The organism is Pantoea sp. CTOTU50773, assembly GCF_032082325.1.
Taxonomy (GTDB): Bacteria; Pseudomonadota; Gammaproteobacteria; order Enterobacterales; family Enterobacteriaceae; genus Pantoea; species Pantoea communis.
Genome location: NZ_DAMDQC010000200.1, coordinates 1 through 6,991 on the forward strand (window position 1 = coordinate 1; position 6,991 = coordinate 6,991).

Below are 6,991 nucleotides of genomic sequence, written 5' to 3' on the forward strand. Positions count from 1 at the left end.
CCCTGAGCCAGGAGATGCTGGATATCGTTAACTATCGCAAAGAGTCGAACCTGCTGTTTGGCGTGGGGGGGGCGGATGCATTATCGGAGCCACTGGTGGGCAAAGTGCTGGAAGCGGCCGTGGTGTCGGAGGAGAAAATTCATCTGCGCTGTTTCGAGTCAACGCACGAGATGTTGCTGGAGCAACTGAGCCAGCACAAGCTCGACATGATTGTCTCGGATTGCCCAATCGACTCCACTCAGCAGGAAGGTTTGTTCTCAGTGAAACTCGGCGAATGCCCAGTCAGTTTCTGGTGCAATGCACCGCTGCCCGATCGTCCTTTCCCGGCATGTTTAGAGCAGCGTCGCCTGCTCATTCCCGGGCGTCGCTCGATGCTCGGCCGCAAGTTGCTGAACTGGATTCACAGCCAGGGGTTGCAGGTGGATATTCTGGGCGAGTTTGATGATGCGGCTTTGATGAAGGCCTTTGGTGCGCAGAACAATGCGATTTTTGTCGCGCCGACACTCTATGGCGCTGAGATCTATCGCGATGATACGATCCGTGAAATAGGGCGTCTGGAGGCGGTGATGGAGGAGTATCACGTGATTTTTGCCGAGCGTATGATTCAACATCCGGCGGTGCAGCGCATCTGCAATCGTGATTTCAGCGCACTCTTTAATGCTAAATCGCAGGCATAAAAAAACCGGCTAAGCGCCGGTTCTTTCGACAAAGCGATAACCTAACAGGCGATTAAGCCAGTTTGGTGATCTGTGCAGCCAGGTTTGCTTTATGGCGTGCAGCTTTGTTTTTGTGGATCAGACCTTTAGCAGCCTGACGGTCCACGATTGGTTGCATTTCGTTGAATGCGTTCTGCGCAGCAGCTTTGTCGCCTGTTGCGATAGCCGCGTATACTTTCTTGATGAAAGTACGCATCATTGAACGGTTGCTTGCGTTATGCTTGCGACGTTTCTCAGATGTTACGGCGCGTTTCTTAGCTGATTTGATATTAGCCAAGGTCCAACTCCCAAATGTGATCTATATGGACAAATCAAAGGCCGAGGACTATGCCTTTTGCGCTTTCTTTTGTCAATGGATTTGTGCAAATAAGCGTCGTTTTAGCAACGGCGCTTGATTACGTAATTGATGGCGCAGGATTCTACCAGCAACACGTCGCTGAATACAGTATTTCGCATTAAAAATCTTCATTACCTGCCTGAGCAATGGGTTGCGTGCGCATTAAGCCGCACCATACGCAGGAAAGGCACGCAGACGGGTTAACCTGAAGGCCATTCAAGGGTATAATCCGCCGATTTCCACCGGTTTGAGTCAGCCATGAAGTTTATCCGCGGTATTTATAATCTGAAAGAGCAGCATCGCGGCTGCGTCCTGACCATTGGCAATTTTGACGGCGTACATCGCGGCCACCAGGCATTGATGGCGGAGTTGATTGCTGAAGGACGTCAACGCAATCTGCCGGTGGTGGTGATGCTGTTTGAACCGCAACCACTTGAATTGTTTGCCGGTGACAAAGCCCCGGCACGCCTGACGCGTTTGCGCGAGAAGCTGAAGTATCTCGAGCTGGCGGGTGTTGATGCGGTGCTCTGCGTCCGCTTTGATCGCCGTTTTGCGGCGCACTCCGCACAAAGTTTCATCGCTGAACTGCTGGTCGATAAACTCAACGTGAAGTTTCTCGCAGTGGGTGATGATTTCCGCTTTGGCGCTGGTCGCCAGGGAGATTTCCTGTTATTACAGAAAGCCGGTGTCGAGTATGGCTTCGACGTCATCAGCACCCAGACCTATTGTGATGGCGGTGCGCGTATCAGTAGCACGGCGGTACGTCAGGCACTGGCACAGGATGATTTTGCGCAGGCGGAAGCGCTGCTGGGCCATCCATTCAGCATTTCAGGGCGCGTGGTGCACGGTGATGCACTGGGGCGCACCATTGGTTTCCCCACCGCTAACATTCCATTGCGCCGCACAGTAACGCCGGTGAAAGGGGTGTTTGCGGTAGAAGTGTTAGGCCTGGGCGACAAGCCCATCGCTGGCGTGGCCAACATTGGCACACGTCCGACGGTAAAAGGTCTGCGTCAGCAGCTTGAAGTTCACCTGCTTGACACACATATGAATCTTTATGGCCACCACATTGAGGTGGTGCTGAAACAGAAGATTCGCGACGAACAGCGTTTCGCTTCGCTGGACGCGTTGAAAGAACAAATTGCGAAAGATGTGGTGACGGCCCGCCAATTTTTTGGGCTTAACGCACCGGCTTAATGACCGAAATACGGAACCGAGAATCTGATGAGTGACTATAAATCTACCCTGAATTTGCCGGAAACGGGGTTCCCGATGCGTGGCGATCTGGCCAAACGCGAACCGGGAATGCTGCAACGTTGGACTGATGACAACCTGTACGGCATCATCCGCGAAGCCAAAAAAGGGAAAAAAACCTTTATTTTGCATGATGGCCCTCCTTACGCGAACGGCAGCATTCATATTGGTCACTCCGTTAACAAGATTCTGAAAGACATTATCGTTAAGTCGAAAGGCATGGCGGGCTATGACTCGCCGTATGTGCCGGGTTGGGACTGCCATGGTTTGCCTATCGAGCACAAAGTTGAGCAGATGATCGGTAAGCCAGGCGAGAAAGTCTCCGCCGCGGAATTCCGTGCCGCCTGCCGCAACTACGCTGCTGAACAGGTTGAAGGCCAGAAGAAAGACTTCATCCGTCTCGGCGTGCTGGGCGACTGGGATCGTCCCTACCTGACCATGGACTTCAAAACCGAAGCCAACATCATTCGTGCGCTGAGTAAAATCATTGGCAACGGCCACCTGCACAAAGGCGCCAAGCCGGTGCACTGGTGCATGGATTGCCGCTCGGCGCTGGCTGAAGCAGAAGTCGAGTACTACGACAAAACTTCCCCATCTATCGACGTGATGTTTAACGCCGTTGATGCCGATGCGGTACGCGCGAAGTTTGGCGTTGCCGCCTCTGAAGGCCCGGTTTCTCTGGTGATCTGGACCACTACCCCGTGGACCATGCCGGCCAACCGCGGTATCTCACTGCATCCTGAGTTCGAATACCAGTTGCTGCAAATCGAAGGCCGCAGCTTGATCCTCGCCAAAGAGATGGTTGAGGGTGTGATGAAGCGCGCGGGCATCACTGAGTGGAAAGTACTGGGCGAATGCAACGGTGCGGCACTTGAGCTGCAGCTGTTCCAGCACCCGTTCCTTGAGCAGATCCAATCCAAAGTCGTATTGGGCGAGCACGTTACGCTGGAAGCGGGTACCGGTGCAGTGCATACCGCACCTGGCCACGGCCCAGATGACTATGTGATCGGCCAGAAATACGGTCTGGAAACCGCTAACCCGGTCGGCCCGGATGGCGCGTACCTGCCAGGCACCTATCCTACGCTGGATGGTGTAAACGTGTTTAAAGCCAACGACATGATCGTTGAGCTGCTGAAAGAGAAAGGCGCGCTGCTGCACGTAGAGAAACTGCTGCACAGCTATCCACACTGCTGGCGTCACAAAACCCCGATTATCTTCCGTGCCACCCCGCAGTGGTTCATCAGCATGGATCAGAAGGGCCTGCGTGCGCAGTCGCTGAAAGAGATCAAAGGCGTGCAGTGGATCCCGGACTGGGGCCAGGCGCGTATCGAAGCGATGGTGGCGAACCGTCCAGATTGGTGTATCTCGCGTCAGCGTACGTGGGGCGTGCCAATGGCGCTATTCGTACATAAAGAGACCGAGCAGCTGCACCCGGATACACTGGAGCTGATGGAAAAAGTCGCGAAGTGCGTAGAGCAGGATGGCATTCAGGCATGGTGGGATCTTGATCCGCGCGATCTGATGGGCGATGACGCTGATCACTATGTCAAAGTGCCAGATACGCTGGATGTGTGGTTCGATTCAGGATCAACCAGCTACTCTGTGGTCGATGCGCGCCCAGAATTTGGCGGCCATGCGCCGGATATGTATCTGGAAGGTTCAGATCAGCATCGTGGCTGGTTCATGTCTTCGCTGATGATCTCGACGGCGATGAAAGGCAAAGCGCCTTACCGTCAGGTACTGACGCACGGTTTCACCGTGGACGGTCAGGGCCGCAAAATGTCGAAATCCATCGGCAACACCGTGGCACCGCAGGACGTAATGGACAAACTGGGCGCGGACATTCTGCGTCTGTGGGTCGCCTCAACGGATTACTCCGGTGAAATGGCGGTGTCCGACGAAATCCTGAAGCGTGCAGCGGACAGCTATCGTCGTATCCGTAACACCGCGCGTTTCCTGCTGGCTAACCTCGCGGGCTTCAACCCGGCGACAGATTGCGTAAAACCCGAAGAGATGGTGGTGGTAGATCGCTGGGCGGTTGGCCGTGCGCTGGCTGCACAGCAGGACATCGTCCAGTCTTACGAGAACTACGATTTCCATGAAGTGGTGCAGCGTCTGATGCACTTCTGCTCCATCGAAATGGGCTCGTTCTATCTTGATGTGATTAAAGATCGTCAGTACACCGCGAAAGGTGACAGCCTGGCGCGTCGCAGTTGCCAGACCGCGCTGTGGCACATTGTTGAAGCGCTGGTGCGCTGGATGGCGCCAATCATGTCCTTCACTGCTGATGAAATCTGGGGCTACCTGCCGGGTGAACGTGCTAAATACGTATTCACCGAAGAGTGGTATGAAGGCCTGTTTGGTCTGGCGGATAACGAAGCACTGAACGACGCTTATTGGGATGAGCTACTGAAAGTGCGCGGTGAAGTCAACAAAGTGATCGAGCAGGCGCGCAGCGATAAACGTATCGGTGGCGCACTGGAAGCCACAGTAACGCTTTACGCGGATGCTGAACTGGCCGCTAAACTGCAGGCGCTGGGCGATGAGTTGCGTTTTGTCCTGCTGACTTCCGGCGCGACGGTGGCGGATTACGCCACTGCCAGCGATGAAGCGCAGCAGAGCGAAGTACTGAAAGGTCTGAAAATCGCACTGCACAAAGCAGAAGGCGAGAAATGTCCGCGTTGCTGGCATTACACTACTGACGTTGGCCAGAATCCGGAGCATGCTGCGGTCTGTGGACGTTGTTACACCAACGTAGCCGGCAACGGTGAAGTGCGGAAATTTGCCTGATGAGTAAACTCTGCTCTACCGGATTGCGCTGGTTGTGGCTGGTGCTGGTGGTGATCGTGGTCGATTTCGCCAGCAAGCAGTGGATCATGAATAACATGATGCTGCATGAAACTCAGCCGCTGATACCGTTCCTGAATCTGTTCTACGCGCACAACTATGGCGCGGCGTTCAGCTTCCTGGCGGATAAAGGTGGCTGGCAGCGTTGGTTCTTTGCCGGCATCGCGATTGCGATTGTGGTCGCGCTGGTGGTGATGATGTATCGCAACCGTGCAAGTCACAAATTAACCAATATTGCCTACGCGCTGATTATCGGCGGGGCGTTGGGTAACCTGTTTGACCGTGCATATCACGGCTTCGTGGTGGATTTCATCGACTTCTACGTTGGTGACTGGCATTTCGCCACCTTCAACATCGCTGACTGCGGCATTTGTATTGGTGCGGCGTTGGTGGTGCTGGAAGGCTTCCTCACCCCGAAAGACAAACAGGTCAAAGAGAAAGGGTAACAAATGACTGAGTCCGTACAGCGCGATAGCGCGTTGCTGGTGCATTTCACGCTGAAGCTGGAAGATGGCTCAACAGCGGAATCAACACGCGCCAACGGCAAACCAGCGCTGTTCCGTCTGGGAGATGGCAGCTTGTCTGGTGCATTGGAACAGGAACTGTTAGGACGTAAAGTCGGCGATAAGCATGCCTTTACGCTGGCACCGGAAGATGCCTTTGGCGGCACCAGTCCGGACCTGGTTCAGTACTTTTCGCGCCGTGACTTTAAAGATGCTGGCGAACCGGAAGTCGGTTCCATCATGCTGTTCAGCGGCAGAGGTGGTAGCGAGATGCCGGGTGTGATCCGTGAAATTTCCGGTGACTCGATCACCGTTGATTTTAACCATCCGTTGGCTGGCCAGCGCATTCAGTTTGAAATTGAAGTGCTGGAGATTGATCCGGTGCTGGAGGCCAGCGATGCAAATCCTGTTAGCTAACCCTCGCGGTTTCTGTGCAGGCGTGGATCGCGCCATCAGCATCGTGGAGCGCGCGCTGGAGATGTACGGTGCACCGATCTACGTGCGTCACGAAGTGGTACATAACCGCTACGTGGTGAGCAGCTTGCGCGATCGGGGAGCGATCTTCATTGAAGAGATCAGCGAAGTGCCGGACGATGCCATCCTGATCTTCTCTGCTCACGGCGTTTCTCAGGCGGTGCGGGCGGAAGCGAAAGCGCGCAATCTCACCATGCTGTTTGACGCCACTTGTCCGCTGGTGACCAAGGTACATATGGAAGTGGCGCGCGCCAGCCGTAAAGGTGTGGAGGCCATTCTGATTGGTCATGCCGGACACCCTGAAGTAGAAGGCACCATGGGGCAGTACAACAACCCCAATGGTGGCATGTATTTGGTGGAGTCACCGGAAGATGTGTTCAAGCTGAGCGTTAAGGACGAAGGCAATCTGTGCTTCATGACGCAGACAACTTTATCGGTTGATGATACATCAGATGTGATTGATGCACTGCGTCAGCGCTTCCCGGCAATTATTGGCCCACGCAAAGATGATATCTGTTACGCCACGACTAACCGCCAGGAAGCCGTGCGTGTTCTGGCGCGTGATGCGGAAGTGGTGCTGGTGGTGGGCTCGAAAAACTCCTCTAACTCCAACCGTCTGGCCGAACTGGCACAGCGTGCGGGGAAACTGGCGAAGCTGATCGATTCAGCAGATGACATTCAGGAAGAGTGGGTTAAAGGCAAGCAGATCATCGGTGTGACGGCGGGTGCCTCGGCACCGGATATTCTGGTGCAGCAGGTGATTCAGCGCTTGAAAGAGTATGGCGGCGAAGCAGCGATTGAGCTGATTGGCCGTGAAGAGAACATTGTGTTTGAAGTGCCAAAAGAGTTGCGTGTCGAAG

7 protein-coding genes are annotated in these 6,991 nt (G+C 54.5%); 6 read left to right on the forward strand and 1 reads right to left on the reverse strand.

What is annotated here, in order from left to right:
- Positions 1-677, forward strand: a 677-nt coding sequence (gene nhaR, locus RT340_RS20855) for a transcriptional activator NhaR (RefSeq protein WP_313377637.1), incomplete at its 5' end; no start/stop codon positions are given.
- A 52-nt stretch (positions 678-729) separates the two neighbouring features.
- Here the strand turns inward: nhaR and rpsT are convergent.
- Positions 730-993, reverse strand: a complete 264-nt coding sequence (gene rpsT / locus RT340_RS20860; RefSeq protein ID WP_034826107.1) for a 30S ribosomal protein S20 — start codon at positions 991-993, stop codon at positions 730-732.
- A 318-nt stretch (positions 994-1,311) separates the two neighbouring features.
- Here rpsT and ribF point away from each other — a divergent pair, with 318 nt between their 5' ends.
- The 5 genes from ribF to ispH all read left to right on the forward strand — a co-directional run.
- On the forward strand, positions 1,312-2,250 hold the full coding sequence (ribF, locus tag RT340_RS20865) for a bifunctional riboflavin kinase/FAD synthetase (RefSeq protein ID WP_058959365.1): 939 nt from the start codon (positions 1,312-1,314) through the stop codon (positions 2,248-2,250).
- A gap of 27 nt (positions 2,251-2,277) precedes the next feature.
- On the forward strand, positions 2,278-5,097 hold the full coding sequence (gene ileS / locus RT340_RS20870) for an isoleucine--tRNA ligase (RefSeq protein WP_097118314.1): 2,820 nt from the start codon (positions 2,278-2,280) through the stop codon (positions 5,095-5,097).
- Positions 5,097-5,600: a signal peptidase II gene (gene lspA, locus RT340_RS20875; protein ID WP_058959362.1), complete on the forward strand. Its 504-nt coding sequence runs from the start codon at positions 5,097-5,099 to the stop codon at positions 5,598-5,600. Before ileS ends, lspA begins: the two co-directional genes overlap by 1 nt.
- A gap of 3 nt (positions 5,601-5,603) precedes the next feature.
- Positions 5,604-6,074 (forward strand): FKBP-type peptidyl-prolyl cis-trans isomerase, encoded by a 471-nt coding sequence (gene fkpB / locus RT340_RS20880; RefSeq protein WP_034826099.1) that lies wholly within the window; start codon positions 5,604-5,606, stop codon positions 6,072-6,074.
- A partial coding sequence (gene ispH / locus RT340_RS20885; protein WP_313377638.1) for a 4-hydroxy-3-methylbut-2-enyl diphosphate reductase occupies positions 6,055-6,991 on the forward strand: 937 nt, incomplete at its 3' end. The genes fkpB and ispH, both read left to right, overlap by 20 nt.